23 protein-coding genes are annotated in these 24,947 nt (G+C 71.4%); 12 read left to right on the top strand and 11 right to left on the bottom strand.

Features of this window, described 5'->3' with window-relative positions; translation table 11 throughout:
- Positions 1-106 precede the first annotated feature (106 nt).
- The 9 genes from ACS5PV_RS08985 to ACS5PV_RS08945 form a co-directional block, all read right to left on the bottom strand.
- Positions 107-1,492: an FAD/NAD(P)-binding protein gene (locus ACS5PV_RS08985; protein WP_455394982.1), complete on the bottom strand. Its 1,386-nt coding sequence runs from the start codon at positions 1,490-1,492 to the stop codon at positions 107-109.
- 13 nt (positions 1,493-1,505) lie between these two features.
- Positions 1,506-1,631 carry a hypothetical protein gene (locus ACS5PV_RS08980; protein ID WP_280137046.1) on the bottom strand — a complete coding sequence of 42 codons (126 nt, stop codon included), beginning with the start codon at positions 1,629-1,631 and terminating at the stop codon, positions 1,506-1,508.
- Between the two features lie 66 nt (positions 1,632-1,697).
- Positions 1,698-3,320 (bottom strand): chaperonin GroEL, encoded by a 1,623-nt coding sequence (gene groL, locus ACS5PV_RS08975; protein WP_455394981.1) that lies wholly within the window; start codon positions 3,318-3,320, stop codon positions 1,698-1,700.
- A gap of 30 nt (positions 3,321-3,350) precedes the next feature.
- A complete protein-coding gene (gene groES, locus ACS5PV_RS08970; RefSeq protein WP_455394980.1) occupies positions 3,351-3,641 on the bottom strand; it encodes a co-chaperone GroES in 291 nt (96 codons plus the stop codon).
- Between the two features lie 293 nt (positions 3,642-3,934).
- A complete protein-coding gene (locus ACS5PV_RS08965) occupies positions 3,935-4,441 on the bottom strand; it encodes a hypothetical protein (RefSeq protein WP_455394979.1) in 507 nt (168 codons plus the stop codon).
- A gap of 35 nt (positions 4,442-4,476) precedes the next feature.
- On the bottom strand, positions 4,477-6,111 hold the full coding sequence (locus tag ACS5PV_RS08960; RefSeq protein WP_455394978.1) for an ABC transporter substrate-binding protein: 1,635 nt from the start codon (positions 6,109-6,111) through the stop codon (positions 4,477-4,479).
- On the bottom strand, positions 6,108-7,307 hold the full coding sequence (locus tag ACS5PV_RS08955; protein ID WP_455394977.1) for an acyl-CoA dehydrogenase family protein: 1,200 nt from the start codon (positions 7,305-7,307) through the stop codon (positions 6,108-6,110). Before ACS5PV_RS08955 ends, ACS5PV_RS08960 begins: the two co-directional genes overlap by 4 nt.
- Before the next feature lie 22 nt (positions 7,308-7,329).
- Entirely contained in the window at positions 7,330-8,916 is a 1,587-nt protein-coding gene (locus ACS5PV_RS08950) for an ABC transporter substrate-binding protein (protein ID WP_455394976.1), read from the bottom strand.
- Between the two features lie 29 nt (positions 8,917-8,945).
- The gene (locus tag ACS5PV_RS08945) at positions 8,946-10,148 is read right to left on the bottom strand and encodes an LLM class flavin-dependent oxidoreductase (protein WP_455395015.1); all 1,203 of its coding nucleotides are present in this window, start codon (positions 10,146-10,148) and stop codon (positions 8,946-8,948) included.
- A 134-nt stretch (positions 10,149-10,282) separates the two neighbouring features.
- Between ACS5PV_RS08945 and ACS5PV_RS08940 the strand changes: the two genes are divergently transcribed.
- From ACS5PV_RS08940 to ACS5PV_RS08915, 6 genes are read left to right on the top strand one after another with little or no spacing between them, the layout of a single operon-like run.
- Entirely contained in the window at positions 10,283-11,272 is a 990-nt protein-coding gene (locus tag ACS5PV_RS08940) for an ABC transporter permease (RefSeq protein ID WP_455394975.1), read from the top strand.
- Positions 11,273-11,283: 11 nt separating this feature from the next.
- On the top strand, positions 11,284-12,186 hold the full coding sequence (locus ACS5PV_RS08935) for an ABC transporter permease (protein WP_455394974.1): 903 nt from the start codon (positions 11,284-11,286) through the stop codon (positions 12,184-12,186).
- Between the two features lies 1 nt (position 12,187).
- Entirely contained in the window at positions 12,188-13,219 is a 1,032-nt protein-coding gene (locus ACS5PV_RS08930; protein WP_455394973.1) for an ABC transporter ATP-binding protein, read from the top strand.
- Positions 13,197-14,117, top strand: coding sequence for an ABC transporter ATP-binding protein (locus tag ACS5PV_RS08925; protein WP_455394972.1), 921 nt, complete (start codon positions 13,197-13,199; stop codon positions 14,115-14,117). The genes ACS5PV_RS08930 and ACS5PV_RS08925 overlap by 23 nt, the downstream gene beginning before the upstream one ends.
- 28 nt (positions 14,118-14,145) lie before the next feature.
- Positions 14,146-14,727 carry an FMN reductase gene (gene msuE / locus ACS5PV_RS08920; protein WP_455394971.1) on the top strand — a complete coding sequence of 194 codons (582 nt, stop codon included), beginning with the start codon at positions 14,146-14,148 and terminating at the stop codon, positions 14,725-14,727.
- Positions 14,727-15,536, top strand: coding sequence for a MetQ/NlpA family ABC transporter substrate-binding protein (locus ACS5PV_RS08915; RefSeq protein WP_455394970.1), 810 nt, complete (start codon positions 14,727-14,729; stop codon positions 15,534-15,536). The genes msuE and ACS5PV_RS08915 overlap by 1 nt, the downstream gene beginning before the upstream one ends.
- A 67-nt stretch (positions 15,537-15,603) precedes the next feature.
- On the opposite strand, the gene ACS5PV_RS08910 is transcribed toward ACS5PV_RS08915, so the two are convergent.
- The gene (locus ACS5PV_RS08910) at positions 15,604-17,220 is read right to left on the bottom strand and encodes an ABC transporter substrate-binding protein (RefSeq protein WP_455394969.1); all 1,617 of its coding nucleotides are present in this window, start codon (positions 17,218-17,220) and stop codon (positions 15,604-15,606) included.
- 278 nt (positions 17,221-17,498) lie between these two features.
- On the opposite strand from ACS5PV_RS08910, the gene ACS5PV_RS08905 reads away from it, so the two are divergent.
- Positions 17,499-18,500, top strand: a complete 1,002-nt coding sequence (locus tag ACS5PV_RS08905) for a hypothetical protein (RefSeq protein WP_455394968.1) — start codon at positions 17,499-17,501, stop codon at positions 18,498-18,500.
- Here ACS5PV_RS08905 and ACS5PV_RS08900 read toward each other — a convergent pair.
- A complete protein-coding gene (locus ACS5PV_RS08900) occupies positions 18,484-18,936 on the bottom strand; it encodes an RrF2 family transcriptional regulator (RefSeq protein ID WP_455394967.1) in 453 nt (150 codons plus the stop codon). The genes ACS5PV_RS08905 and ACS5PV_RS08900 overlap by 17 nt on opposite strands.
- Before the next feature lie 262 nt (positions 18,937-19,198).
- Here ACS5PV_RS08900 and ACS5PV_RS08895 point away from each other — a divergent pair, with 262 nt between their 5' ends.
- Genes ACS5PV_RS08895 through ACS5PV_RS08875 form a run of 5 tightly spaced genes read left to right on the top strand, consistent with a single transcriptional unit; the run spans position 19,199 to position 24,945 of the window.
- Complete coding sequence (locus ACS5PV_RS08895; protein WP_455394966.1) at positions 19,199-20,563, top strand: LLM class flavin-dependent oxidoreductase; 1,365 nt, start codon at positions 19,199-19,201, stop codon at positions 20,561-20,563.
- A 17-nt stretch (positions 20,564-20,580) separates the two neighbouring features.
- A complete protein-coding gene (locus tag ACS5PV_RS08890; RefSeq protein WP_455394965.1) occupies positions 20,581-21,417 on the top strand; it encodes an ABC transporter ATP-binding protein in 837 nt (278 codons plus the stop codon).
- Positions 21,418-21,442: 25 nt separating this feature from the next.
- Positions 21,443-22,798: an LLM class flavin-dependent oxidoreductase gene (locus ACS5PV_RS08885; RefSeq protein ID WP_455394964.1), complete on the top strand. Its 1,356-nt coding sequence runs from the start codon at positions 21,443-21,445 to the stop codon at positions 22,796-22,798.
- A gap of 5 nt (positions 22,799-22,803) precedes the next feature.
- Positions 22,804-23,850, top strand: a complete 1,047-nt coding sequence (locus tag ACS5PV_RS08880) for a PhnD/SsuA/transferrin family substrate-binding protein (RefSeq protein WP_455394963.1) — start codon at positions 22,804-22,806, stop codon at positions 23,848-23,850.
- 27 nt (positions 23,851-23,877) lie between these two features.
- The gene (locus ACS5PV_RS08875) at positions 23,878-24,945 is read left to right on the top strand and encodes an ABC transporter substrate-binding protein (protein ID WP_455394962.1); all 1,068 of its coding nucleotides are present in this window, start codon (positions 23,878-23,880) and stop codon (positions 24,943-24,945) included.
- Positions 24,946-24,947: the final 2 nt, after the last annotated feature.

Genomic DNA, 24,947 nt, shown 5'->3' with positions numbered 1-24,947 from the left:
GTAGTTTAGCGCATAGCTGGACTAAGTTGACCACTTCCGGGCACGGCGCTACGGTCGCGGCTTCCGAGGTGGCCATGCCGAGCCCGCCGCGGGCGTGTGCGGTCGCTCACGCGCCCGCGACCCGACGACAGGACGCCGGCAGGCACTCGACCTCCGCGGCGATCAGGGCGGCGACCTCGGCGGCCTGGCTGCGGATGTCCGGCACCGCGACGCATTCCCACACAGTGCCGCGCAGGAGCGGGCCCAACGTCCACAGCCGGCCCGGCCGTCCGGCGCGCAGGCGGTAATCGTCGCCGGCCGCGAGGCCGAGACCGAACGCGTCCGGCCGCGCGAGGCCGCGTATGACGAGGCGGCGCAGCAGCGGGTCCCCGGTCTCGTCGATGCGCCCGATCCCGGTGGCGTCGACGATGCCCTGCACCGCCAGCGCCTCGGTCGCGCCGCCGCCCCGCTGCCGGATCGTCACCACCGCCTCGCCGGGGCCGTCCGCGATGGCGAGGATGCGCCCGGCCCGCACCGCCAGGCTCCCGGCGGCGATCTCGGCCGTGATGGCGGCCGCGGCGGGCGGGGCGGCCCGGTGGCGATGCACGTCCCAGAACGGCCGAAGGTGGCGCAGGAAGCGCGCCCGCTCGGATCCCGGCAGGCCGCGCCAGAGATAGCCGATGAGCGGGCGAAGCGCGTCGATCACGTCGCGCCAGTCGCGCCCGGAGCGCGCCGCCGCGGCGATCTCGGCCCGGATCCGCCGGGTCAGCCGGGTCAGGGAGGCGAGATCGGCGGCCGTCAGGTCGGGCACCGGCCAGGGCCTCGTCGGCGCGTGGACGTTCGGCACCAGGCCGCGGCGCGACAGGGCGACGATCGGGCCGGAAAACCCCCGGCCGCGCAAGGAGGCGACCGCGTCGACCATGGTGAGGCCGGTGCCGACGACGAGGACCGGCCGGTCCGGGTGCAGCCGGCCGAACTCCTCCGGTCGCCACGGGTCGAGCCGGTGGCGGCTCGCCGGCGCCCCCGGGCCGGTGAGGTTGCCCATGGCAAGCACCGCGCCGGCCACCGCGTAGGAGGCGCCGCCCTCGGTGCGCAAGGAGTAGCCGCCCGCCACCGGGACGAGATCGGTGACTGCATCCTGGACGAGGTGGAGCCGCGGCGTGCCCTCGGCCACGAGCGCCTCCGTGAGCAGGTCGCCGAGGTAGCGGCCGTAGAGCGCGCGGGGCGCGAAGGTGCCGGCGGGCGTCGCCGCGACGCCCGCTCGCTCGTCCTCCGGCAGGCTCTCAAGCCACGTCGAGAAGTGCTCCGGCCGCTCGGGATAGGCGCTCATGTTGGCGGAGCGCAGGTTGAGCAGGTGGGCGGGCGCCGCGGTGCCGTAGGCAAGACCCCGTCCGAAGCTGCCGGCCTTCTCGCACAGCAGCACCGACCAGGAGCGGGGCAGGGTGGACAGGAGATGGAGCGCCGCCATGCTGCCGCTGAAGCCGGCGCCGAGGACCGCGATGACCGGGTTCATCGACAACAATCCGTCAGGCGGCGCGCAGCAGGAACGCGAAGGCGGCGAGGATCAGCACGGCGCAGAGCGCCACGACGACGAGGCCGGGGCTCGGCTCGGAGGGATGGAACGGCACGGCCGGATCGGGAAGTTGCGGCATGGTTGTCCTCGCGCGACGAGCGGGGGGATGGCGCGCCCCGGGGCTGGCCCGGGGCGCGGCGAGAGGTCAGAAATCCGGGGCGGCCGGAGGCGGCGAGGCGGCCTTGTCCTTCGGTCGGTCGGCGACGAGCGCTTCCGTCGTGACGAGCAGGCCCGCCACGGAGGCGGCGTCCTGGAGCGCGGTGCGCACCACCTTCACGGGATCGACGATGCCGGCCTCGATCAGGTCGAGGTAGGTCTCGGCTTGCGCGTCGAAGCCGTAGGTGTCGGAGTCGCTCTCGCCCACCTTCGCCACCACGATCGAGCCCTCGACCCCGGCATTGGCGGCGATCTGGCGGATCGGCGCTTCGAGGGCCTTGAGCACGATCTTGATGCCGGCGGTCACGTCCGGGTTGCCGCCCTGGAGCGCCGCGACCGCGCCGCGGGCGCGCAAGAGCGCGGTGCCGCCGCCGGGCACAATACCCTCCTCGATCGCCGCCCGGGTGGCGTTCAGCGCGTCGTCGACCCGGTCCTTGCGCTCCTTGACCTCGACCTCGGTGGCGCCGCCGACCCGCAGAACCGCGACGCCGCCCGCGAGCTTCGCCAGGCGCTCCTGGAGCTTCTCGCGGTCGTAGTCGGAGGTGGTCTCCTCGATCTGCCCCTTGATCTGGGCGACGCGGGACGCGATCTCGGAAGCCTCGCCGGCGCCGTCGACGATCGTGGTGTTCTCCTTGTCGATCCGCACCCTTTTGGCGCGGCCGAGCTCGGCGAGCGTCACGTTCTCGAGCTTGATGCCGAGTTCTTCCGAGATCGTCTGGCCCTTGGTGAGGATCGCGATGTCCTCGAGGATCGCCTTGCGGCGGTCGCCGAAGCCCGGCGCCTTCACGGCCGCGACCTTCAGGCCGCCGCGCAGCTTGTTGACGACCAGGGTGGCGAGCGCCTCGCCCTCGATGTCCTCGGCGATGATGAGGAGCGGCCGGCCCGACTGGACCACGGCCTCCAGCACCGGCAGCAGCGGCTGGAGCGACGAGAGCTTCTTCTCGTGGATCAGGATGTAGGGCTCGTCGAGCTCGACGGTCAGCTTCTCGGCGTTGGTGACGAAGTACGGCGAGAGGTAGCCGCGGTCGAATTGCAGGCCCTCGACCACGTCGAGCTCGGTCTCGGCGGTGCGCGCCTCCTCGACCGTGATGACGCCCTCCTTGCCGACCTTCTCCACGGCCTGGGCGATCAGCCGGCCGATCTCGGCGTCGCCGTTGGCCGAGATGGTGCCGACCTGCGCGATGGCGTCCGACGCCGTCACCTTGCGGGCCCGTCCCGCCAGGTCCTTCACCGCCGTGGCGACCGCGAGGTCGATGCCGCGCTTGAGGTCGAGGGGATTGAAGTTGGCGGCGACCGCCTTCGCGCCCTCCTTGACGATGGCCTGGGCCAGCACCGTCGCGGTGGTGGTGCCGTCGCCGGCGAGATCGTTGGTCTTCGAGGCGACCTCGCGCAGGAGCTGGGCGCCGAGATTCTCGAACCGGTCCTCCAGCTCGATCTCCTTGGCGACGGTGACGCCGTCCTTGGTGATCCGGGGCGCGCCGAAGCTCTTCTCGATCACGACGTTGCGGCCCTTCGGGCCGAGCGTGACCTTCACCGCGTCGGCCAGGATGTCGACGCCGCGCAGCAGGCGCTCGCGGGCGTCGAACGAGAACTTCACGTCCTTGGCAGCCATGGGTGTCTATCCTTCCCGGTTCTCTGAAAGTCAGGCGGCGATCACGCCGAGGATGTCGGCTTCCTTGAGGATCAGCAGGTCCTCGCCGTCGATCTTGACCTCGGTGCCGGACCACTTGCCGAACAGCACCCGGTCGCCCGCCTTCACGTCGAGGGGCGTTTGCGTGCCGTGGTCGTCCCGGTTGCCGGGGCCGACGGCGACAACCTCGCCCTCCTGCGGCTTCTCCTTGGCGGTGTCGGGGATGATGATGCCGCCCTTGGTGGTCGCCTCGCCGTCGAGGCGGCGCAGCAGCACGCGGTCATGCAGGGGCCGAAAGGCCATCGGTGGAGCCTCCTGGTACGTGAAGGGAGACCGGACGGGCCCGCATCCGGGGGTCGCATCCGATGGTCCAAAGGTGTCCGGAGGCGTTCGCCAAGTCAACGAGATTGTTCTTTTTAAAGAACGGGATCGGGGAGATGATCTGCCCGGTACGGGCGGCGGACCGAGAAGATTGTCCGCCATGACCCCAATGCGATGTGAGGTAGACTGGATTGGCGCCGGTACACGACGACGAGGCTGACAGATGGCCCGCTTGGGCGATGGCGCATCGTTCGGTATCCCGAACGCGCGAGGTATCAGAAGGCCGAGCCCTTCACGGCGATGCCGGCATAGCTCGATCGGGCCTGCACGCCCCAATGCCCGTCCTTGCGCGTCACGATGTAGAGCGACTCGTACGAGCCGATCGGCTTGTCGTCGGCGCCGAACCGCGTGAACTGCACCAGGAAGTGCAGCTTGTCGGGGGATTGCTGGACGAGGCGGCGCCAGTCCCAGCGGGAGCGCGACCAGCCGCTCTTGCCGAGTTCGCGCACGTCGTTCTGCCGGGCATACTCCTCGGCGGTGCTCCAGACCTGGACCTCGTTGCCCGCCAGGCGCACGTGCGGGAAGTTCAGGGTCGCGGCCCAGGACTTCGGCTCCCCGGCGTTGAACGCCGTCATGAAGTTATCGAGGACCGTGCAATCTTGCGTCAGCAGTGGGGCCTTCTCGGGCTTTCCGCAATCGTCGGCCCAGGGTGGCTCGGCCCGCGCCGCGGAGGTGGCGAGGGCGAGACAAGAGACGAGAAGGCTGAGCTTGAGCGACGGCATCGAGTCTTCCTCCGGTGAGGCACGGCGGCCGATCATCAGCCGCGCAACCACAACTCCGAAAAGCTCGCCGAGACACCGGTGGCGCCGACCGTGTGGTTCACGACCCGGCGGTTGAACACGGTGATCGACCGGCTGAGGAACAGCGGCAGCACCGGCAGGTCGGCGAGCAGGATCGCCTGGATCGCGTCGATCGCCTCCTTGCGCCGGGCCCTGTCGCCCTCGACCGCGATGACGGCGAACAGGCGGTCGACCTCTGGATTGGCGTAGCGGCTGGCATTGGTGAAGGCGACGCCCTTGCGGACGTTGTCGCTGGTGAAGAAGCGCTGCAGCCCGACCGTGGGATCGAACATGTTGGTGAAGGGGTGATTGGTGAAGTCGAAGTCCCGGTCGTTATAGACCCGCCGAAGGTAGGACGGGAAATCCTGCCCGCGGACGGTGACGTCGATGCCGATCCGGGCGAGCGAGGAGCGGATGACCTCGCCAGTGCGTTTGAAGCCCTCGCCGAAGGGCTGGTAATCGTGGGTCAGGGTGAAACGGGTCCGGCCCTTGCGCGGGAAGCCGGCCTCGTCGAGGAGGCGTTCGGCGCGGCCCGGATCGAAGGCGTAACGCGGCACATCCGGGTTGTAGAATTCCTTGAGCGTCGGGCTGACGACACTGTCCGAGGGATCGCCGAGCCCGTACCACGCCACCTTGAGCAGGGCCGGACGGTCGATGGCGTGGGCGATCGCCTGGCGCACCGCGCGGTGGCGCAGGTACGGGTTGTCGAGGTTGAATTCGATTCCGTAGATCGTCGGGCCGTACTCGTTGCCGCGGCTCTCGAGACCGAGATGCGGCAGGGCGGCGAAGCGCGCGACGTCGGGCGGGGCCACCGGTGTCGCCCCGCCGAGATCGACGTCGCCGGTTTCGAAGGCCGCCGCCCGCGCAGCCCCGTCCGGGATGATCCGCACCACCAGTTCGTCGAGGTAGGGCTTGCCCGGATCCCAGTAGTTCGGGTTGCGGACGTAAGCCACGTGGCTGCCCGGCACCCATTCGCGGAAGACGAACGGCCCGGTGCCGACCGGCGCGCGGTTTGCAGGATTGGCCAGCGGGTCGCCTTTCCCCTCGTAGAGATGGCGCGGCAGCATCGGCGACTCGGCCCCAGCAAGCGCCGCGAGAAGGTACGGCGCCGGCCGCCCGAGCCTGAGGACCAGGGTATGGGGATCGGCTGCCCGCGCCTCCTTGAGGTTGGCGAAGGTGGTGCGGCCGCGCGGATGGCTGGCGCGCAGGAGGCTGATCGAGAATGCCGCGTCCGCGGCGGTGAACGGCGTGCCGTCGTGCCAGGTCACGCCCCGGCGCAAGGCGAAGCGGACCTCAAGCCCGTCGCCGCTCACCTCCCAGGCGGTGGCGAGCTGCGGTCGCGGCGTGAGGTCGAAATCATACGAGAGCAGGCCCTCGTGGACCTTGGTGCTCGCCTGGATCGCCGGCCCTTCGGTGGTGTTGAAGCAGACGAGCGTCGTCGGCTCGGGGTGGATCACGAAGTTCAGCGTGCCACCCCGGCGTGGCGCCTCGGCCTGGGCGGAGGCGACGCCGGGATGGACGAACCCGGCGGCGGCGAGGGCCAGCAGGGTGCGGCGGGAGGGTGCCCAAGCCCCCCGGGAGGGGATCCAAGCTCCGGTCGTGCGGTCGCTCATTGGAAGTTGCTCGGCTGCGGGTAGGCCCCCGTCAGGAACCAGGTGCCGACGTTGCGGATCTTGTACTCGGCCGGGTTGTGCAGGGTGTGGGTGCGGACGTTGCGCCAGAACCGGTCGAAGCCGTACGAGGCCGCCGAAGCCCGCGCGCCCATCACCTCGAACACCGTGCTGGTGACGTCGAGGCCGACCGCCCCGGCATGGGCGTTGGCCGCCGCCACCGTGACGGCGGCCTCGCCGCGCTCGGCTTCGGTCAGGTCGCGGCCGCGGGCGAAGGCGGCGTCGATGGCCGCGAGCGCGTTGTCGGCGAGCAGGGTCGCGGCTTGCGTGCGCAGGACGAGGTCGCCGTAGGTACGCTGGACCCAGGGGTCGTCGGTGTGCTTCTCGACGCCGGAATGCAACCAGGGCCGCGAGGTCGTCACGGTGTAGTCGCGGGCGGCGAGCAGCGCGCCCTGCGCGCTGCCGATGAAGACGTTGAGCAGCACACTTTGCTGCTGCAGCACCCCGAGCGTCCGGTAGGGGCGGCCGCGGTCGAAGCCGTGGTCCAGCACCTCGTCGGCATGGATCTTGAGGTCCGCGAAGGTCACCCGGCCGCTGCCGGTCTGGCGCTGGCCGATGGCATCCCAGTCGTTCTCGACGATGATCCCCGGCCGGTCGGCCGGCACGGCCGCGAAGGTCCACTCGTGGGAGGTTTCGTCGAGCCAGGCGATCATCAGCGCGTCGGCGACGTGCGAGCCCGACGTGAAGGGCTTGAAGCCGTTCACGGTGATCCACTCGCCGTCGCGGCGGCCGAACAGGGTTTTCGAGAAGCTGTTGCGGGCGTTGCCCCAGAACCAGTTGCCCTCGGCCGAGCGCCGGTAGAGGGCGGCGGCCTGGTCCGGATCGCCGAGGAGGTGGGCGGCGTGGACCGAGCCGAAATGGTAGCCGTAGAGATGGCCTAGCGACCCGTCGACCTTGGCGAATTCCCGCACGATCCGGAGCGCCGTCGACCACGGCTCGCCGTGGCCGCCATGCTCGCGCGGGATCAGGAGCTTGAGGAGGCCGCTCTCCTTGAGGAGGCCGATCTGCTCGGACGGCCGGCCGCCGGCCTTGTCGCGCTCGACCGCGTCGCGGGAAAAGATGTCCCGCAAGGCTGCCGCCTTGGCGAGATAGGGATCGGTGAGGTCGGGCTCGAAGCCTAGGCCGTGAGATGAGCTCATGCGGGTCTCCTGTCGCGGGCGCTCACGCCTCGAGCCAGATGTCGGCGAAGGTGTCGGACGGGCCGTCGATCGTGGTCGGATGGTTAGCGACGCGGCGGTTGAGGATCGTCAGGTTGGCGCCGGTGACGAGGTTCACGTCCGGCAGGTCGCGCCCGACCTGTTCCTGGACGGCGAAGAAGAGCGCGCGGCGCCGGTCCCGGTCGGTCTCGACCGCGGCGGCCTCGAGCAGCCGGTCGACCTCCGGGTTGCTGTAGCCGGAGCCGTTGGTGAAGGGCACGCCGGGGCGAAAATTCTTCGACCAGTACAGCCGCTGCACCCCGACCGTCGGATCGAAGGAGTGGCTCATGCCGTTGCTCATGAAGTCGAAAGCGCGGTCGGTGTAAGTGCGCTTGAACCAGGTCGGCACGTCCTGCGCCCGCAGGGTCACGCTGATCCCGATCTTGGCGAGCGCCTGCCGGGTGTAGTTGCCGAGCTGCTGGTAGGCCTCGCTGTAGGGCATGTAGTCGTGATGGACACGGAAGCGCACGCCGTCCGGGCCGCGGGGAAAGCCTGCCTCGTCGAGCAGGGCTTCGGCCCGCTTGGGATCGAAGGGGTGCTTCGGTGCGTCCGGGTCGTGGAAGGCCTTGAGCGCCGGGCTGATCGCGGACGGCGCGTCCTGGCTGTAGCCGTAGAAGACGAGGCGGTTGATCGCCGAACGGTCGACCGCGTGGGCCACCGCCTGGCGCACCGCGAGGTGCTTGAAGTACGGGTTCGCCAGGTTGAACTCGAGCCGGTAGACGATCGGCTGGTAGTCGTAGCCCCGGGTCTCGATCCTGAGCGACGGGTTACCTTTCAGCGCGTCGAGCTGGGCGAGCGGCACCGGGGTATCGGGGGCGTAGAGCACCTCGCCGGTCTCGAGGGCCACCGCCCGGGCGTTGGCGTCTGCGATGAAGCGCACGACGATTCGATCGAGATAGGGCTTGCCCGGGTCCCAGTAATCCGGGTTGCGCTCGTAGAGGATGTGGCTGCCCTGCACCCACTCCTTGAACACGAACGGACCGGTGCCGATCGGCGCCTTGCCGTTCGGGCTTCCCAGCACGTCGCCGTCGTAGCGGTGCTTCGGCACGATCGGCGTCTCGGACGCGGTGAGCGCCGCGAGCAGGTAGGGGGCCGGCCGCGACAGTACGATCTCGGCGGTGTGGGGATCGGGCGTCAGCACGTCGACGACGCCCGCGAGCGTGCCGCGCCCGCGCGGATGATGCTCCTTGAGCAGCCGGACCGAATGGGCGACGTCGGCCGAGGTGAAGGGCCGGCCGTCGTGCCACTTGACGCCCTGGCGCAGGGAGAAGCGGTAGCGCAGGCCGTCGCCGCTCACCTCCCAGGCGGTGGCGAGTTGCGGGCGCGGCCGGAAGTCGAGGTCGAAGGCGAGCAGGCCCTCCGTCACCTTCGGGCTCACCCGGGTGGTCGGTCCGGCGGTGTGGGTCAGGCTCACCAGGGTCGGCGGCTCGGGCTGGATCACCATCGTCAGGGTGCCGCCCCGGCGCGGGGTGCCGGCACGAGCCCGGGTGGCGAAGCCGAGGCTGCCGGCGGCGAGGCCGGCGGTGAAGTGGCGACGGGTGAGGGCGGTCATGGCATCGTCGTCCGGCGCGAGGGCAGGGGTCAGGCCGCCAGGGAGACGGGCGCAGCCCGCAGGCCCGCCTGGCGCATCAGCGGCAGCACCCGCTCGCCGAAGAAGCCGAGGTCGGGCTTGAAGTCGTAGAAGCTGAGCTGCACCCCATCGATGCCGGCCCGCTTCAGGGCCGCGAACTGCTCCACCACCTGTTCGGGCGAGCCGATCACCCGGATGTTGCCGCCGATCGCCGCATAAGGGTCGGCCCGGCCCTCGCGGCCCTTCCAGGCCTGGGCGTCGGAATCGAGCGTGCGAAAACCCTTCGGGCTGCGCGGATCGGCGTGCGCCACGATGGCGTCGGCATAGGCCCAAGCTTCGGCTTGCGTCTCGCGGCAGATCACCAGCGGGTTGATGAGCGTGCGGATTTCGCGCCCGACCGCGCGCGCCGCCGCCTTCACCCGGGCGGTGTGGTCGGGTAGCGCCTCGAGCGCACTCTCGATGTCGGCGCCCGCCGGGCTCGTCACGAACACGATGTCGGAATAGCGCCCCGCGAAGGCGATCCCCGCCTCCGAGCCCGTGGCGTTGACGAGGATCGGACGGCCGTAGCGGGGCTTCGGGGTCACGAAGCCGTCGCCGAGGCGCCACGAGGATTCGCCCGTGAACGAGAACGGCTCGTCGTCCTGCCACAGGCGCTGCACCACCTCGACGAACTCGGCCGCGAGCGCGTAGCGCCGGTCGTGCTCGATGCGGGGCCAGCCGAACATCTCGTGCTCCACCGCCCGGTGGCCGGTGACGACGTTGAAGCCGAAGCGGCCGCCGGAGATGTGGTCGAGGGTGGCGCCGAACTTGGCCAGATGCAGCGGGTGCCACGGCCCGTAGAGCACGTGCACGGTCGCCACCAGCAGGATGCGGCGGGTGAGCGCCGACAGGGCCGCGATGCTGGTGAAGGAATCGAGGGCCTGCCCGTCGAGGACGCCGCCGTAGCCGCCCTTCGGCAGCCATTGCGACAACGCGAAGACGAGGTCGAAGCCGAGTCGCTCGGCCTCCAGCACGAGGTCGCGGTTGTAGTCGAAGCTCCAGTCGGTGGTGCGCGGCAGGGTCGAGGCGGTCCAGCCGCCGGCCTGGATCGGCAGGAACAGGCCGAGGAGCAGCGGCTCCGCCAGCGCCCGCGACAGCGGACTGTCCGGGAAATCGGTTGGGCTCGCGAAGCCGGATCGGCCGACGAGAGCGCCCGGAGGATGGATCAGGGTCATGATGAGGCTCGCCCGGGAGGTCATGGGCCGCGGGCCCATTCGATGGTGATATCCTATAGTTGACAAAATAGATCGACAATATGAATTTAGCGCCGTCGCCGCGGCCTGACGGCCTCACACCGGAGTGACCCGCAATGGACCGAGCACGCCGCCTGCTCCCCGTACTGGGACGGGCGCTCACGGACGCGGTGCCGACGGCTCTCCTGATCCTGGTGGTGAACTTTTTTCTCCTGCGCCTCGCGCCCGGCGACGCCGCCCAGGTGATGGCCGGCGAGGCGGGGGCTGCGACCGAGGAGACGCTCGCGGCGATGCGCAGCCGCTTCGGCCTCGACCTGCCGCTCGTCGACCAGTTCCTGGCCTACCTGAACAACCTCGCCCATCTGAGCCTCGGCTTCTCGCCGCGCTACAACATGCCGGTCGCCGAGCTGATCGGGCAGCGCCTGCCCGGCACGCTGATGCTGATGGGCCTGGCGCTCGCCCTCGCGCTGCTCGCCGGCCTGGCGCTCGGCGCGCTGATGGCCCGGGCGCCGGGCGGATTCCTCGACCGGGTCCTGTCGGTAGCGGTGCTGCTGTTCTACTCGGTGCCGGGCTTCTGGATCGGCCTGATGCTGATCGTGCTGTTCTCGGTGAAGCTCGGCTGGCTGCCGAGCGGCGGCGCGCGCACCATCGGGCAGGGGCTCACCGGCGTCGCGGCGCTCCTCGACCAGCTGCGCTACATGGTGCTGCCCGGCCTGTCGCTCGCCCTGTTCTACGTCGCGATCTACGCCCGCCTCGTGCGCGCCGCGATGCTGGAGGTGCGGGCCCAGGACTTCGTGCGCACCGCCGCCGCCAAGGGCCTGTCGCCGCTGGCGATCACCCTGCGCCACGTCCTGCGCAACGCGCTCCTGCCGGTCACCACGGTGGCCGGGATGCATGTCGGCGGGCTTCTCGGCGGCGCCGTCGTGGTCGAGACGGTCTATTCCTGGCCCGGCCTCGGGCGCCTCGCCTTCGAGGCGATGATGGCGCGCGACTTCAGCGTGCTGCTCGGCGTGCTCCTGCTCTCCTCGCTCCTGGTCCTCGTCGCCAACGTGGCGGTCGACCTCATCCAGGCGATCCTCGACCCTCGCATCGCGGTGCGCTCATGACCTCCTCGCCGATGACCCTGCCTCTCGTGCAGGCCCCCGCCGCCGTGGACCGTGGGGCCGCGCTGCCGGCACCCGCGCCGCGCCGGGCCTTGCGGGCCTTCCTGCGCAACCCGACGGCCCTGTCCGGCCTCGCGATCCTCGGCGTGATCGCGGCAGCGGCTCTGGCCGCGCCCTTCGCTTATCCCGACGATCCGCTCGGCATGGTGGCGCAGCCGTTCCTGTGGCCGGGCCAGGATCCGGCCTATCCGCTGGGCACCGATTCCCTCGGCCGCGACGTCGCCGCCGGGATCGCCCACGGCGCCCGGATCTCGCTCCTCGTCGGCTTCGCGGCGGCCGCCACCGGCCTCGCGGTCGGCGTATTGGTCGGCGCCACCGCCGGCTATGCCGGCGGGCGGATCGACCGGGCGCTCGGCCGCGTGATCGCCCTGTTCCAGACCATCCCGTCCTTCATCCTGCTGGTGGTGCTGGTGGCGATCGCGCAGCCCTCGATCCCGGCGATCACGCTCGCCATCGGGGCGACCTCTTGGCCGACGGTGGCCCGGCTCACCCGGGCCGAGTTCCGCTCCTTGCGCGAGAAGGACTTCGTCACCGCCGCCCGTGGCCTCGGCTACGGGCCCGTGCGGATCGTGTTCGCCGAGATCCTGCCCAACGCCCTGCCGCCGATCGTCGTCACCGCCTCGGTGATGGTCGCCTCCGGCATCCTGATGGAATCGGCTCTGTCCTTCATGGGACTGGGTGACCCGAACGTCATGAGCTGGGGCAGCATGATTGGTTCGGGCCGGGAGGTCCTGCGCAGCGCCTGGTACCTGACGGCGATCCCCGGGGTCGCGATCGTGCTCAGCGTGCTCGCCCTCAATCTCGTCGGCGACGGGCTGAACGACGCCCTCAACCCGCGTCTCGCCGAGGAGGCGTGAGATGGCGCTCCTCGACGTCCACGGCCTCGGCATCGCCTTCCCGCGGGCCCGGCCGGTGCAGGACCTGAGCTTCACCGTCGATCCGGGCGAGACGGTTGCCCTCGTCGGCGAGTCGGGCTCCGGCAAGTCCCTCACGGCGCTCGCCCTGATGCGCCTCCTGCCGCCGCGCGGCCGGATCGAATCCGGCACGATCCGGTTCGACGGCCGCGACATCGGTACCCTGAGCGAGCGCCGGTTCCGCGAGATCCGCGGGCGCGAGATCGCGATGGTGTTCCAGGAGCCGATGACGGCGCTGAACCCGGTGCTCACCGTCGGCGTCCAGATCGCCGAGGTTTTGCGCCGGCACGAGGGCCTCTCAGCCCGCGCCGCCCGGGTGCGCGCCGTCGACCTCCTAGACCGCGTCCGCATCCCCGATCCGCACCGGCGGGTCGATGCCTACCCGCACCAGCTCTCCGGCGGCATGCGCCAGCGGGTGATGATCGCCGTCGCGGTCGCCTGCGCGCCCAAACTCCTCATCGCCGACGAGCCGACCACGGCCCTCGACGTGACGATCCAGGCCCAGGTGCTCGACCTGATCGACACACTTCGCCGCGACCTCGGGATGGCGGTGCTGCTCATCACCCACGACCTCGGCGTGGTCGGGCAATGGGCCGACCGCGTGGTGGTGATGTATGCCGGCCGGCGGGTCGAGGAAGCGGAGCCGGACGCGCTGTTCGACGATCCCCTCCATCCCTATACGCGCGGCCTCCTCGCCGCCTCGCCCCGCGGCCGGACGGCCCTCCACGGTGAGTTCAGGCGCGGCGCGGCCCTGCCGGAGATCCCGGGATCGATCGCCTCGGCGCACGGCCAGCCCGGCTGTGCCTTCGCACCCCGCTGTCCGCTGGTCGAGCCGGGCTGCCGCACCGCCCCGCCGCCGGCCGTGGCGCGGCCCGACGGGCGCATCGTCGCCTGCCCGGTCACGACCGCGATCGCCCGTCCCGCCCTTCCGCCCCGTAGTCCCGGCCATCGTCATGACGCTGCTCTCGGTCTCTGACCTCACGACCGCCTATGACGGAGTGCGGGCGGTCGACGGCGTCAGCCTCACGGTCGCGCGGGGGGAAACCGTCGGCCTCGTCGGTGAATCCGGCTGCGGCAAGTCGAGCCTGGCGAAGAGCCTGCTCCGCCTCGTCGAGCCGCAGGCCGGCGAGATCGTGTTCGACGGGGTGCCGGTGCGCGGTCTCCGCGGCGGCGATCTCTGCGCCTATCGCCGCCGGGCGCAGATGGTCTTTCAGGACCCCTTCGCCTCGCTCAACCCCCGCCACAATGTCGGCCGCATCCTCGAGACGCCGCTCAAGGTTCACGGTCTCGGCGGCCGGGGCGAGCGCCGCGCCCGGGTCGCCCGCGCCCTCGACCAGGTCGGCCTGCCGGAGACCGCGGCCACGCGCTATCCGCACGAGTTCTCCGGCGGCCAGCGCCAGCGCATCGGCATCGCCCGCGCCCTGGTGGTCGAGCCGCGCCTCGTCGTCTGCGACGAGCCGGTCTCGGCCCTCGATCTCTCGGTCCAGGCGCAGATCCTCAACCTGCTCGCCGCGATGCGCCGCGAGCTCGGTCTCGCCTACCTGTTCGTCTCGCACGACCTGTCGGTGGTCAACCACGTCGCCGACCGGGTGCTGGTGATGTATCTCGGCCGCATCGTCGAGAGCGCGCCGACCGCGGCGCTGTGGGCCGCTCCGCGCCACCCCTATACCCGCGCCCTCATCGCGGCGGTGCCGGACCCCTCGCGAAAGCGCCAGGCGCCGCCGCTCTCCGGCGACCTACCGAGCCCGACCGACGTGCCGTCCGGCTGCCGTTTCCACCCCCGCTGCCCGCTGGCGACCGACCTCTGCCGCCGCGACGACCCAGCCCTGCGCCCGGTCGCCGAGGCTCACGCCGTCGCCTGCCACCACGCCTGACGCTTCCCTCCAGCACAAGGACACGTCCATGAGCCTGCGCCAGACCACCCGCTTCCGCATCGTCGGCTTCAGCGGCAACACCCACCGGCCGTCGAAGTCGCGGGCCCTTGTCGGCGCCATCGCCGAGGCCGTGGCCGCGCGCCGTCCCGTCGACGTCCAGCTCCTCGACATCCTCGACGGCGGGCCGGAACTCGGCGCCGCCTACACCCCGATCGACCTGAGCACCCGCGGTGCCGCCCTGATCCGGGCGATCGCGGAGGCCGACGCCCTGATCGTGGCGAGCCCGGTCTACAAGGGCTCCTATGCCGGCCTGTTCAAGCACGTCTTCGACCTCATCGACCCGGCGGCGCTGGCCGACCGCCCTGTGATCGTCGCGGCGACCGGCGGCGGGCACCGCCACGCCCTCGTCGTCGAGCACCAGCTGCGGCCGCTCTTCGGGTTCTTCGGCGCCCACACGGTGGCGACCTCGGTCTATGCCAGCGATGCCGAGTTCAGCGACGGCCGCCCCGCCGACGCCGCCCTGGAGGCCCGGATCGCCTCGGCCGCCGGCCAGCTCGTCGAGGCCCTGGCGCACCGCACGCCCCGCGCCGCGGTTCCGGTGGCCGCCTGATGACCCGCTTCCTCACCCGCCGGGCCCTCCTCGGCACCGCCCTCGCGGCTTCCGCCGTCGGAGGCGTTCGCGTCAGTCCCGCCCGGGCCGCGGCGCCCTTGCGCATCGGCACCACCGCCGGCCCGGTCGCCCAGACCCTCGACGTCGCCGCCAAGCTCGCCCGGGCGCAGGGGCAGAGCGTCGAGATCGTCGAGTTCACCGACTGGCTCACCCCGAACGAGGCGGTGGCGACCGGCAGCCTCGACGCCAACCTGTTCCAGCACGTGCCCTTCCTCACCAGCGCCATCAAGGCGCGGGGCTACGCCCTGGTGCCGGTGGCGCCGGCCATCATCCTGCCGGTCGGGCTGTTCTCGAAATCGGTCAAGCGCCTGGAGGACGTGCCGAAGGGCGCCTCGGTCGCGATCGCCAACGACCCGGTCAACGCCGCCCGCGGTCTGCACCTGCTCGAGAAGGCCGGCCTCGTCTCCCTCAAGCCCGGCCTCGGCGACGCGGTCACCGTGGCCGACGTCGTGGAGAACCCGAAGGGCTTGCGCATCCTCGAACTCGATGCCGCGCAGCTCCCCCGCGTCCTCGACGACGTGGCCCTGGCCCAGATCAGCTTCACCTACCTGATCGCCTCCGGCGGCGACCCAAAGACCGCTCTCATCACAGACGGGGCCGGCGACAAGCACTACACGCTGAGCTTCGTGGCGCGTCCGAACAACCGCGACGATCCCCGGCTCACCGCCTTCATCGCCACCTACCGCTCGCCGGAGGTGAAGCGGTTCCTGCTCGACCGCTACGGCGGGTTCCTCGAGCCGGCGTGGTAGGGGCGGGGCCGGGACACCCGGCCCCCGAGTGTGAGCCTGGAAGCAGGGAGGGGCCTGTGGGCGCTCCTCACGCCTCCCGCGGGTCGATGTACAGATCCGCAAAGTTGCCGGTGATCCCCTCGGCGCCGGGGGCGAAGTTCTTCACCTTGCGGTGCGCCACGATGATGCCGGAGGGCGCGATCAGGTCGACCGACGGCAGGTCGGCGCGGATGCGGCGCTGGAAGGCGACGAACAGGTCGCGGCGGCGCGCCTCGTCGGGCTCGATGGCGGCGGCTTCGAGCAGGCGGTCGACCTCCGGGTCGGCGTAATGCGCGGCGTTCGAGAACGGCAGGCCGAGCTTGAAGTTCTTCGACCAGTAGGCACGCTGCACCCCGATCGTCGGGTCGAAGGTGTTCGACAGGGACTCGATCGTCACGTCGAAGGCACGGTCGCGGTAGACCCGGGTGAGGTAGGTCGCGAGATCCAGGCGCTGGAAGTCGACCGCGATGCCGATCCGCGTCAGCGCCTGGCGGATGAAGTCGCCGTAGCGCCCCTCCAGGAACGGGTTGAGGGTGAGCCGGAGCGGGAAGCGGGTGCCGCCAGGACCGCGGCGGTGGCCGGCCTCGTCGAGCAAAGCCTCGGCCCGCTTCACGTCGAACGGCACCGGCCCGAAGCTCGCGTCGTGAAACTTCGGATGGACGACGCTGACCGGGGTCGGCGAGACCGCGCCGTGCCCGAAATACACCGCCGCCAGCAGCGCCTTCAGGTCGATGGCGTGCGCCACCGCCCGGCGCACCCTCAAGTCTTGCAGCACGCCGGTGTCGAGGTTGAAGAAGAGCTGGGTCTGCGGCCCGGAATAGGCGTAGGTCGTGGTGTCGACCACGAGCTTCGGCAGGGCGCGCAGGCGGGCGAGGTCCGCGAGCGGGACCGGGTTGCCGCCGAGATCGACCTCGCCGGCCTCGAACGCCGCCGCCCGGGCGCCCGGATCGGTGATGATCCGCATCACGATCCGGTCGAGATAGGGTTTGCCCCCGTCCCAGTAGTTCGGGTTCCGCTCGAACAGGAGGTGACTGCCCGGCACCCACTCCTTGAGCATGAACGGCCCGGTGCCGATGGTCTGGGCGAGGCTCGCGCTCGCCTCCGGCCGGATCGCCTCGTAGATGTGGCGCGGCACGATGGGGGATTCCGCCCCCGCGAAGGCGCTGATCAGGAACGGGGCCGGCCGCGACAGCACGATCTCGACCCTGTGGGAATCGGGCGTGCGCACCTCGGCGACGTTGGCGAAGGTGATGCGCCCGCGCGGATGCGCCTCGCGCAGGCGCTGGAGCGAGAACGCCACGTCGGCGGCGGTGAACGGCCGGCCGTCGTGCCAGGTCACCCCGCGCCGTAGGCTGAAGCGGTAGCGCAGGCCGTCCGGGCTGATCGCCCACTCCGTCGCGAGATTCGGCAGCGGGGTCATGTCGTAGGCGTAGCGCAGCAGCCCCTCGTTGATCTTGCTGCCGATGGTCTGGCCGGTGCCCGAGGTGGTGTTGATGGCGATGATCGCCTGCGGCTCGGGAAAGAACACCCAGTTCAGAGTGCCGCCGCGGACCGGCGTCTCGGCCGGGGCCGCGAGGAGGGGGGAGCCGGACGGGATCGCCGGCAGGGCGGCGCCCGCGGCGGCACTCAGGAGCAGGCGGGTCGCATGGCGGCGCGTGAGGGACATGACGCGGGCGCTCCAGGATGAGTGGATTTACGGGTCGTTCTTTTAAACGAACAAAGGACGCCAAACCAGAGCCATATTGAGTCGTACGCAATCGAGTCGCTTGACCTGACAAGCTAGTTTCGGCCTTGATGCCCGCTCTTTCCTACGCGGAGCGCTATGAACAGCAGATAATTCCTTCGCTGCTGGTTCGTTAAAAAGAACATTCTCGTTGACCGACCAGCGCGGTGCGCAGAGACTGACATCCATCAGAGCCTGCCCAACCGCGCGGGGAACGATCGATGCCGGATACGCAGCAAACAGGAGCCGGTCGTCCGACTGCCGGGCCCGCACCGACCGCCCGCGGCCGCCACGTCCTGGTGATCGGGGCGAGCGCGAGCGGCTTGGGGCTAGCCTCCCACCTGCTGCGCCGCGAGGCGCGGGTGCAGGTCACGGTGATCGAGACGTCGGGCTCCCGCTGTCGCCGCCTGCGCCGGGCCGAGTTCGCGACCCTGCTGGCCGAGGAGACCGGACCGCTGCCGGCCGAGCCCCTGCACCTCGTCGAGGCGCTGCGGCAGCATGCGGGGCGTCTCCACGTCGCCGAGACGACCTGCCTGTCGGTCGCATCCACGCCGCAAGGCGTGGCGGCGCGGACGGCCGACGGGACCACCTATCTCGGGCGCGCCGCAGTGCTGGCCTTTGCACTGCAACCGCCGGCGGCGGGGTCTCCGCCGAGAGAGAGGAACGCCGCGATCCGTGCGCTCCGTCTCGACCCCGCCGATCTGCCGCTGGGAACCGGCGCCGCTGCCTTGGTGCGTGCCCTGCGCTCGCTGGTGCGAGAGGCGGGAGGCCGCGGGGTGAGCCTCGACGTGGCGGTGGCGGGCCTGCGCCTGAGTGCCCCCGCCCTCTGGCACGATCTGCCCGACGAGGCGCGCGAGCGCCTGCTGCGTCACGGCCGACGGGTGTGGGACCGGATTCTCGGCGGCGGGACGGACGGCCCGGTCACGCGCCGCGACGGCCCGAGGCCGAGCGCCCTCCTGCGCGACCTCGTCGGGCGTGGCCTCCTGCTGCCGCGCGCCAGCGGCCCCGCCGTCGCACCGGGGGCGGCCGACCGGCTCTTCGCCGGGCATCCGGCGGACCTGATGCCCTACGCGGCGCCTCGCCTCCTCGACCTCGACGCGGCCTGCGCCTGGCTCGCCGGGCGCGTCGCCTATGCCGGTCGCGTCGGGGAGGGGGCCGTTGCATCGGCGGAGGCGCAGCCGAGCCCGGGTCGCGAGGACGCGGCGCTCAGATGTGGTAGGTGAGGCTCGCCTCGGCCTCCGCCTGCGGCATCGCCCGCATCTGCTCGAGCGTCAGGTTGTCGAGGATGCCCGCGATGCTGTTGCGCACCGCCAGCATCGTGAGACGCACCGAGCACGCCGCTTCGTCGGTACAATCCTCGCACGGGCGGTAGGCCGTGCGGCTGGCGCAGGGAAGCGGCGCCAGCGGGCCGTCGAGGGCGCGCACGACGTGGCCGATGCGGATCTCCTCGGCCGGGCGCGCCAGGGCGTAGCCGCCGCCAGGCCCCTTCTTGCTGTGCACGAAGCCGGCATTGCGCAGGTCGCCGAGGATCGCGTCGAGGAACTTTTTCGGGATCCGGTGCGCCTCGGCGATCTCGGCGACGCCGATGCGGGCGCCCGGGGGCAGGCCTGCGAGGTGGACCATCGCCTTGAGCCCGTACTTGCCCTTGTTGGTCAGCATCGTCGTCCTGCGTGTGGCGGGGGGCTGCGGAAGAGGCGGGCCGGCAAGCGGTGCCGGAGAGATGGGGATTTGTCGACTGCCTCGGTAGACTTCCTCCCAGGGTGATGCCGGTGCGGCAGGCCGGAGGATGACGGCGGCCTTCGCTCCCAGCTATAGTACATAAAAATGATTGACTAAATAGACTGAAACCGCGAGACCGGTACGACCGGCGGGTGCGATCCGCCGCTTTCGGACGAGGCTGACGGCTTACGAGGCTGACGACATGGCGCGTCGCGACGACACCCTGCATCTGGGCGCCTTCCTGTATCCCGGCGGCCACCACGTCGCCGCCTGGCGCCACCCGGACGCCAAGGCCGATGCAGGCATCGACCCGCGCCATTACCGGCGCCTCGCGCAGGTCGCGGAAGCCGCGAAGTTCGACCTGATCTTCCTGGCCGACGGCGTCAGCATCCGGGGCGATGACATCGACGCGCTCAGCCGCACGGCGACCCGCTACGTCGGCCAGTTCGAGCCGCTGACCCTGCTCTCGCACCTCTCGGCGGTGACCGAGCGCATCGGCCTCGTGGCCACCGCCTCGACCACCTACAACGAGCCGTTCCACGTCGCGCGCAAGTTCGCCTCCCTCGATCACCTGAGCGGCGGCCGGGCCGGCTGGAACCTCGTGACCTCGGCCGACGAGCGCGAGGCGTGGAATTTCGGCCGCGACGCCCACCTCGCCCATGCCCGCCGCTACGCCCGCGCGGAGGAGTTCGTCGACATCGTCACCGGGCTCTGGGACACCTACGAGGACGACGCCTTCGTCCGCGACAAGGACGAGGGCCTGTTCTTCGATCCCGCCAAGCTCCACGTGCTCGGCCACCGGGGCGAGCACTTTTCCGTCCGCGGCCCCCTCAACGTGCCGCGCCCGCCGCAAGGTCACCCGGTGGTGGTGCAGGCCGGCTCCTCCGAGGCCGGCAAGGCGCTCGCCGCCCGCACCGCCGAGGTGATCTTCACCGCCCAGGTCACGCTGGAGGACGCGGTCGCGTTCTACGCCGACGTGAAGGGGCGGCTCCCCCGCCACGGCCGGGCGCCGGACGACCTCAAGATCATGCCGGGCGCGATGCCGTTCCTCGGCCGTACGCGGGCGGAAGCGCAAGCGAAATACGATGCGGTGCAGGCCCTGGTCCATCCGGTGGTCGGCCGCTCGCTCCTCGAGCGGATGCTCGGCATCGACCTCGCGGGCTACCCGGAGGACGGGCCGGTGCCGGACGTGCCGGAGACGAACGGGGGCAAGAGCCGGCAGGCGCTGCTGGTGGCGCTGGCGCGGCGCGAGAACCTGTCGATCCGCGACTTGTATCTGCGCATCGCCGGGGCCCGCGGGCACTGGACGCTCGTCGGCACCGCCGAGGATGTCGCCGACGCGCTCCAGGAGCGCTTCGAGGCCTACGGCGCCGACGGCTTCAACATCATGCCGCCGGTCCTGCCGACCGGGCTCGACGACGTGGCGACTTTGCTCATCCCCGAGTTGCAGCGCCGCGGCCTGTTCCGGACCGAGTATGCGGGCCGAACCCTGCGCGAGCATCTCAGGGTGCGCCGCCCGCCCCACCGCATCCACGCCCGGCCCACCGGCCGCGAGGCGGCCGAGTGACACGAGGAGCGCGCCTCATGCCGGACAGCCGGATCGAGATCGCCCGCGTGGCGAAAGACTTCTCCGTCGACGGCCGGCCCCTGCGGGCCCTCGACGGCATCGACCTCAGCGTTGCCCCGGGCGAGTTCGTCACCATCGTGGGTGCGAGCGGCTGCGGAAAGTCGACGCTGCTGCGCATCATCGCCGGGCTCGATCCTGCCCATGACGGCGAGGTGCGCCACGACGGGCGCTCCGTCACCGGCCCGAGCCTCGAGCGTGGCATCGTCTTCCAGGAGCCAAGGCTGTTTCCCTGGCTCACCGTCGCCGAGAATATCGGCCTCGGGCTCGAGAACACCCGTCTGAGTGGGGCGGAGAGGGCGCGGCTCGTTGCCGAGCACGTCGCGCTGGTGGGCCTGTCGGGGTTCGAGAAGGCCTATCCGCGCCAGCTCTCCGGCGGCATGGCCCAGCGCGCGGCCATCGCCCGCGGCCTCGTCAACCGGCCGGGCCTGCTGCTGCTCGACGAGCCGTTCGGCGCCCTCGACGCGCTCACCCGCGCGCGGCTCCAGGACGAGCTGCAGCGGATCTGCGCCCGCGAGGGCATCACGGCGCTCCTCGTCACCCACGACGTCGACGAGGCCCTGCTGCTCGGCGACCGGGTGGTGGTGATGGCCCCGCGCCCCGGCCGGATCGCCGAGATCGTGGACGTCCCGGCCTCGAAGCCCCGGGACCGGCGCGATCCCGTGCTGGCGGCTTTGCGCCACGCGATCCTCGACCGGCTGGAGGCGACGCAGGGCGCGCAGCCCCAGGCTGCGGCCGCCCGGGAGGCGGAGCGCCGTCCCGCCGCCTCCCTGCCGCTCGCCGCCCGCTCGGCCTGATCCTTCCCTTCCGGAGCCTCGTGCCATGGCCCAACCCCGACAGATGAAGCTCGGCGCCTTCCTGATGACCGACGGCCACCACGTGGCGGCCTGGCGGCATCCGGACGGGCGGCCCGACGCCCATGTCAGCCTCGACCATTTCGTGCGGCTCGCGCGCCTCGCCGAGTCGGCCGCCTTCGACGCGGTGTTCCTCGCCGATTCCTCAGGGGTGCGGAACACCGACCCCGCCTCGCTGAGCTTCACCTCGCGGGCGGCGAGCTTCGAGCCCCTGACCCTGCTCTCGGCCCTCTCGGTGGTGACCGAGCGCATCGGCCTCATCGCCACGGCGTCGACGAGCTTCAACGAGCCGTACAATCTCGCCCGCAAGTTCGCCTCCCTCGACCTCCTCAGCGGCGGCCGGGCGGGCTGGAACCTCGTCACCTCGTCGAGCGAATCCGAGGCGCAGAACTTCAACTTCGAGCGTCATGCCGCGCATGCCGACCGCTACGACCGGGCGCGGGAATTCGCCGAGGTGGTCACGGGCCTGTGGAACTCGTGGGAGGACGACGCCTTCCTGCGCGATCCCGAATCCGGCCGGTTCTTCGATCCGGACAAGCTCCACGCCCTCCACCACCACGGCCGGCACTTCCGGGTCCGCGGCCCCCTCAACGTGGCGCGCTCGGCGCAAGGGCATCCGGTCGTCGTCCAGGCCGGCTCCTCGGAGGACGGCAGGGAACTCGCCGCCGCCACCGCCGAGGCGATTTTCACCGCGCAGGTGACGCTCGAGGAAGCGCAAGCCTTCTACGCCGACGTGAAGGGGCGCCTGTCGCGCTACGGCCGCGACCCCGACCACCTCAAGATCATGCCGGGCATCTTCCCGGTCGTCGGCCGCACCGAGGAGGAGGCGCGCGAGAAATTCGCGGTGCTCCAAGAGCGCATCCACCCGGTGGTGGGCCTCAGCCTCCTCTCCACCACCCTCGGCGGCGCCGACCTCACCGGGTACGACCTCGACGGTCCGCTGCCGGAACTCCCTGAGACCAACGGGCCGAAGAGCCGCCAGAAGCTCCTCATCGAGCGGGCACGGCGCGACAACCTGACGATCCGGGAGCTCTACCTCGCCATCGCGGGGGCGCGGGGCCACTGGCAGGTGGTCGGCACCGCCTCCCAGATCGCCGACCAGCTCGAGGAGCGTTTTCGGAGTGGCGGCGCCGACGGCTTCAACGTGATGGCGCCCTACCTGCCCGGCGGGCTCGAGGACTTCGTCACCCACGTCGTGCCCGAACTGCGCCGCCGCGGCCTGTTCCGCGAGGCCTACGAGGGCCGGACCCTGCGCGATCATCTCGGCCTGCCGAAGCCGGCTCACCGGGCACCGCGCGCTCCGGCCCGGCAAGCGGCGGAGTGAGGACGATGCGCCTCCTCGCCTGCCTCGTATTCCTGCTCCTCGCCGCCCTGCCGGCGGCGGCCGGCCCGCTCACCATCCGGGTCGGCTATGCCGGCCCGGCGCCCGGCGGCACCCGTTACGTCCCGGGCCTCGCCGGCATCGTTGCGTCCGAGCGCTATATCGAGCGCGAGGTCGCAGGCGACCCGGACCTCGCCGTCGAGTGGGTGTTCTTCAAGGGCGCAGGCCCGGCGGTGAACGAGGCGCTGGCCGGCGGCCAGCTCGACTTCGCCTTCATGGGCGACCTGCCGTCGTTGAGCGGCCGGGCCGCCGGCCTCGACACCCGCATCGTCATGGCGACCAACGCCCGCGACGCGCTCTACCTCGTCACCACCCCGGCCTCGTCGATCAAAGGTCTGTCCGACCTGAAGGGCCGCAAGGTGGCGCAATTCCGCGGCACCAGCACGCATCTTGCCAGCGAGGGCGCCCTGCGGCGGGCCGGGCTCACCAGCCGCGACCTTCAGGTCTACGCCCTCGACGATGCCTCGGCGCTGGCGGCGCTCGCCGCCGGCGACGTCGAGGCGGTGCTCGGCAAGGCGCTGTTCCTGACCCTGGTCGAGCGCGGCCAGGCGCGGGTCGCCTGGAGCTCGAAGGGCGATCCCCGCGCCGGCCCCAGCAACCACCTGATCGTCGCCGGCGCCTTCGAGCGGGCCCATCCCGATCTCGTCGCCCGGGTGGTCAAGGCGAGCGTGCGCGCGGCCGCCTGGGCCTCCGACGAGGCCAACCGCGAGGCGGTGTTCGCCCTGTGGGAGAAGTCGGGCACGCCGGCTGCGGTGTTCCGGGCCGATTACGATGGGCAGCGCCTCGCCGAGCGCCTGTCGCCGCTGATCGACGACCTCCTGGTTGACACCTACCGCGAGAAGGCGGCGCGGGCCCGCGACCTCGGCCTCGTGCGCCGCGCCGTCGACGTCACCGGCTGGTTCGAGCCGAGATACGTCGACGCGGCGATCCGCGACCTCGGGCTCGCCGGCACCTGGACCCGCTACGGCGCCGACGGCCGTCCCCTCGGCTCCTGACACGACCCTACGACCGGAGCACGCCCGATGATCCGCCTCACCCGCCGCGCCCTCGCGGCCGTCACGCTCGCCCTCGCCCTCGCGCCGGTTGCCGCCCGGGCCGAGCCGGTGACGATCCGCTTCGGCTTCGCGTCGATCGGGACCGACAACCGGCCCTTCGCCGGCGGCAGCGCCGCGGCGCTCGCCCATTCCGAGCGCTACGTCGAGGAAGCCTTGAAGGACGAGCCCGGCGTCACCGTCGCGTGGTCGTTCTTCAAGGGCGCGGGGCCGGCGGTGAACGAGGCCTTCGCCAACGGCCAGCTCGACTTCGCCTTCCAGGGCGACCTGCCCTCGGTGATCGGCCGGGCGAGCGGGCTGAAGACCAGGATCGTGCTCGCCACCGGCGCCCACGCCCCGCTCTACCTCGCGGTGGCGCCAGGCTCGTCGATCACCTCGGTCAAGGATCTCAAGGGCAAGAAGGTCTCGATCTTCCGCGGCACCAACAACCACCTGGCGGCCGTCAAGGTGCTGGCGGCGAACGGCCTGACCGAGCGCGACCTCAGCGTGCTCAACATGGACGTCGCCACCACCAACGCGGCCTTGGCCTCCGGCGACATCGACGCGGCCTTCGGCAATTTCGGGCTGATCTCGCTGCAGCAGCAGGGGCGGGCCAAAATCGTCTATTCCACCAAGGGCGACGACCCGGCCTTCGAGCGTCAGGCCGGGGTGCTGGTGACGGAAGCGTTCGAGACGGCGCATCCCGACCTCGTCGCCAAGGTGGTGAAGGCCCTGGTCCAGGCCTCGCACTTCGCCTCCGACGAGGCCAACCGCGACAAGGTCCTGGCGATCTGGGCCCGCTCGGGCACGCCGGATTCGGTCTTCCGCTACGACTACGCCGATCAAGACTTGCGCACCCGCAACTCGCCGATCATCGATCCCTTCCTGGTCGAGCAGTACCGGGTGCAGGCGCGCCAGGCCCGCGCCTACGGGCTGATCCGCCGCGACGTCGACGTCGCGGGCTGGTTCGAGCCGCGCTACCTCGACCGGGCACTCAAGGAACTCGGCCTCGAAACCCGGTGGCCTCGCCTCGGGCCGGACGGAAAGCCGCTGTCGTGAGG

The sequence above is a fragment of the Methylobacterium sp. Gmos1 genome, from assembly GCF_053764715.1.
The sequence above is the reverse complement of the archived record's forward strand: the minus strand, read 5'-3'. Positions and strand labels throughout refer to the sequence as shown.

Excerpts from the sequence above, each read along its gene's own strand:
- ACS5PV_RS08985 (WP_455394982.1), bottom strand. The coding sequence starts at position 1,492 with ATGAACCCGGTCATCGCGGTCCTCGGCGCCGGCTTCAGCGGCAGCATG.
- ACS5PV_RS08980 (WP_280137046.1), bottom strand. The coding sequence starts at position 1,631 with ATGCCGCAACTTCCCGATCCGGCCGTGCCGTTCCATCCCTCCGAGCCG.
- groL (WP_455394981.1), bottom strand. The coding sequence starts at position 3,320 with ATGGCTGCCAAGGACGTGAAGTTCTCGTTCGACGCCCGCGAGCGCCTG.
- groES (WP_455394980.1), bottom strand. The coding sequence starts at position 3,641 with ATGGCCTTTCGGCCCCTGCATGACCGCGTGCTGCTGCGCCGCCTCGAC.
- ACS5PV_RS08965 (WP_455394979.1), bottom strand. The coding sequence starts at position 4,441 with ATGCCGTCGCTCAAGCTCAGCCTTCTCGTCTCTTGTCTCGCCCTCGCC.
- ACS5PV_RS08960 (WP_455394978.1), bottom strand. The coding sequence starts at position 6,111 with ATGAGCGACCGCACGACCGGAGCTTGGATCCCCTCCCGGGGGGCTTGG.
- ACS5PV_RS08955 (WP_455394977.1), bottom strand. The coding sequence starts at position 7,307 with ATGAGCTCATCTCACGGCCTAGGCTTCGAGCCCGACCTCACCGATCCC.
- ACS5PV_RS08950 (WP_455394976.1), bottom strand. The coding sequence starts at position 8,916 with ATGACCGCCCTCACCCGTCGCCACTTCACCGCCGGCCTCGCCGCCGGC.
- ACS5PV_RS08945 (WP_455395015.1), bottom strand. The coding sequence starts at position 10,148 with ATGACCCTGATCCATCCTCCGGGCGCTCTCGTCGGCCGATCCGGCTTC.
- ACS5PV_RS08940 (WP_455394975.1), top strand. The coding sequence starts at position 10,283 with ATGGACCGAGCACGCCGCCTGCTCCCCGTACTGGGACGGGCGCTCACG.
- ACS5PV_RS08935 (WP_455394974.1), top strand. The coding sequence starts at position 11,284 with ATGACCCTGCCTCTCGTGCAGGCCCCCGCCGCCGTGGACCGTGGGGCC.
- ACS5PV_RS08930 (WP_455394973.1), top strand. The coding sequence starts at position 12,188 with ATGGCGCTCCTCGACGTCCACGGCCTCGGCATCGCCTTCCCGCGGGCC.
- ACS5PV_RS08925 (WP_455394972.1), top strand. The coding sequence starts at position 13,197 with ATGACGCTGCTCTCGGTCTCTGACCTCACGACCGCCTATGACGGAGTG.
- msuE (WP_455394971.1), top strand. The coding sequence starts at position 14,146 with ATGAGCCTGCGCCAGACCACCCGCTTCCGCATCGTCGGCTTCAGCGGC.
- ACS5PV_RS08915 (WP_455394970.1), top strand. The coding sequence starts at position 14,727 with ATGACCCGCTTCCTCACCCGCCGGGCCCTCCTCGGCACCGCCCTCGCG.
- ACS5PV_RS08910 (WP_455394969.1), bottom strand. The coding sequence starts at position 17,220 with ATGTCCCTCACGCGCCGCCATGCGACCCGCCTGCTCCTGAGTGCCGCC.
- ACS5PV_RS08905 (WP_455394968.1), top strand. The coding sequence starts at position 17,499 with ATGCCGGATACGCAGCAAACAGGAGCCGGTCGTCCGACTGCCGGGCCC.
- ACS5PV_RS08900 (WP_455394967.1), bottom strand. The coding sequence starts at position 18,936 with ATGCTGACCAACAAGGGCAAGTACGGGCTCAAGGCGATGGTCCACCTC.
- ACS5PV_RS08895 (WP_455394966.1), top strand. The coding sequence starts at position 19,199 with ATGGCGCGTCGCGACGACACCCTGCATCTGGGCGCCTTCCTGTATCCC.
- ACS5PV_RS08890 (WP_455394965.1), top strand. The coding sequence starts at position 20,581 with ATGCCGGACAGCCGGATCGAGATCGCCCGCGTGGCGAAAGACTTCTCC.
- ACS5PV_RS08885 (WP_455394964.1), top strand. The coding sequence starts at position 21,443 with ATGGCCCAACCCCGACAGATGAAGCTCGGCGCCTTCCTGATGACCGAC.
- ACS5PV_RS08880 (WP_455394963.1), top strand. The coding sequence starts at position 22,804 with ATGCGCCTCCTCGCCTGCCTCGTATTCCTGCTCCTCGCCGCCCTGCCG.
- ACS5PV_RS08875 (WP_455394962.1), top strand. The coding sequence starts at position 23,878 with ATGATCCGCCTCACCCGCCGCGCCCTCGCGGCCGTCACGCTCGCCCTC.